1 protein-coding gene and 1 pseudogene are annotated in these 2,406 nt (G+C 65.5%); both read right to left on the minus strand.

The window, feature by feature from the left end:
• A partial coding sequence (locus tag J7360_RS20895; protein ID WP_209034737.1) for a DUF4158 domain-containing protein occupies window positions 1-1,339 on the minus strand: 1,339 nt, incomplete at its 3' end.
• Window positions 1,340-1,383: 44 nt separating this feature from the next.
• Window positions 1,384-2,316, minus strand: a pseudogene (locus J7360_RS20900) (tyrosine-type recombinase/integrase); the annotation flags it as partial.
• Window positions 2,317-2,406 lie beyond the last annotated feature (90 nt).

Genomic DNA, 2,406 nt, shown 5'->3' on the forward strand with positions numbered 1-2,406 from the left:
GTTCGGTGCGATGGACGATGGTCTTGCGCCAGAGTTGGGTGGTGAATGCCAGATCGACTGGTTCATCCAACCAATCGCTGCGGGTTCGTTCCTGCGTCAGGATCAGCTCGATCGCATCGATCACGGAGCGGTCCTCCGTGGTCGAGGCCAAGTCCAACCTACGCACCATCCGCAGGATGGTGGAGCGGTGACTTTTGTAGAACAGCCACAGCAACGGCAAGTGATTGTCGCCACTATGCGCCGCAATGGCGTTGCAGTCGGCCTGCAACGTCTGCACGCCACCATGGGCGTTGACTAGGCGGCGGATTTCACGCCCCGCCTCGGTGTTGCCGCGATGATGGTCGAGGACGCGGACCACATCCGACATCGTCGCCACGATCGCTTCGGTCTTCTCGCGATAGCGCGCCCTCAGCCGCTCCAGTTCCTCTCGGCCCCGGTTGTGGATGTTCCCCATGCGTTTGATGAACATCTCCGCGAGATCGTCGCGCGTCTGGACCCGGGCCCGGTGGATCAAGCACACCAGTACGGCGTAGCGCTTAGCGGGCCGAAACTTGCGCAGCTCGGAAGCATCCAATGCCCGCGCCTCGGCGGCGAAGTGCTTGCGCTTGACCTCCGGGATGCCCGCCAGGTGCAACTCGCTGCCGACCAATTCGTCCAGTTCGGCGATATGGTCGATCAACTCCTGGAAATGCTGCAGCGAAGAGCGCTTGGGCAGGCGCTTGATCGCGTGCAGCGGGCTCTTCTGGCGCCCCTGTTCGACCTGCATGAGGCCTTCCAGGCGCTGTTTTTCGTCGATGGTCAGTCGGGCCTCGATCTGGGCGAAATAGCGCCCGTTGACCAGCGTGCGGATGCGCCGGGTCAGGCGATCCAGTGTGGAGAACGCCGGCAGCTCGACGCGATCACGCACGAGCTGTTCGATGGCTACATTGATCAGGTCCGCCGGGTTATCCATCACCGCAGCGGCTTCGTATACCGCGCGTGCCGCAATCTTCAGCCCGCCGTCGCTGTAGGCCCGGACCTGCAGGAATTGTCGGATCAGGCGGTAGTAGCGATAGCGCGAGGCGTTGGCAAGATTCGCTGGCTTGACCTGCACGCGCAGTTTCAGCGCGCTGCGGATATGGCGCACCACCGCCGGCGGGACTTCGTCCAGCATGGGGAAGTACCCCAGCCGTTGGAAGGTCTTGAGCAGGATCGTCAGCGTCAGGCGGTGCGCAGGCTGCCGGGTGTACTCGGCAACGAAGGCCACCTCAGCGTCGGTTGGCGTGTAGGCCGCAACCAGTTCGTGGACGACCGGGTTGCGCTTGAATTGCGGGTATGCGGTCCGTTCGATCGACGCCATCCAGCCCCTCAGGTCGTTGCAGGCCTGGGCAGCGCGGGCGCTTCCGGCAGACTGGCTTCGATGCGCTGGCGGGCGAACGGATCGGCCCCGTCGATGTAGCGCATCGCCGAGTGCACGTCGCGCCAGCCGACGTACTCCATCAGCGCCTTGACGTCCCAGCCGTTGGCGTTGGCCCAGCCGGCGAAGCCACGGCGCAGCGAGTGGCCGCTGTAGGCGTTGGGAGAGCTCAGCCCGGCCTCGCGGAAGATCCGCCGTAGCAGGCGCACCAGGCTGTTGGGGTGGAGCGGGGCGGCGGCAATCCCGCCCCACTGGTCGACTGCGCGAAACAGTGGCCCCTCGTGGAGGGCGGCTGCCGCGACCCAGGCCATGGTGGCAGCCGCCGGGCACCAGCGCGACAGCGCCGGGACCTTGTAGGTGGTGCCGGCGTGCTGGCGATCGCTCTTGCTGTGCGGCAGGAAGCAGGTCATGCCTTCGCCCGGCACCAGGCGCAGGTGGTTCACCTGGAGGCGGGTGAGTTCATCGCCGCGGAAGCCGCGCCAGAAGCCGAGTAGCAGCAAGGCGCGATCGCGCAGATGCCGCAGCTCGGCGGCGCGATCGCCGCGAGAGTGGGCCGCAGCTGCAGCGTCTTCCAGCCATGTCGTGACCTGGCCCAGCTGGGTGAGTTGCAGGGGCGTGGCGCGTTTTTCGACGTTCGGGTGAAGAGCTTGGATGCCCTTGAGCACTTGGCGCACCACTGGCGCCCGGGTCGGGTCGACAAAGCCGTGCACCTGGTGCCACTGCGCCAGTGCTGCGAGCCGGTGCCTGAGTGTGTTAATCGCCAACTGGCCGGCGTAGGCGGCCAAGTAGCGCGCCACCTGCTCCGCAGTCGCCGGCAGATGACCACCCCACTCGACCTCGAAGTGACGGGTCGCTCCTGCATACGCGCGCTCGGTGTTGGCGCGGGTTGCCGCTTCCAGATATTGCTTGACCGAGCTCACCGCCTCGCTCCGAAACGCCGTTTCGTACGGCCGCAGGGCGACTGTAGCTGAAAATTCGGGATAAGGCGGGATAATTCAATATTATCCCGC

The sequence above is a fragment of the Xanthomonas sp. D-99 genome, assembly GCF_017746145.1.
GTDB lineage: Bacteria > Pseudomonadota > Gammaproteobacteria > Xanthomonadales > Xanthomonadaceae > Xanthomonas > Xanthomonas cissicola.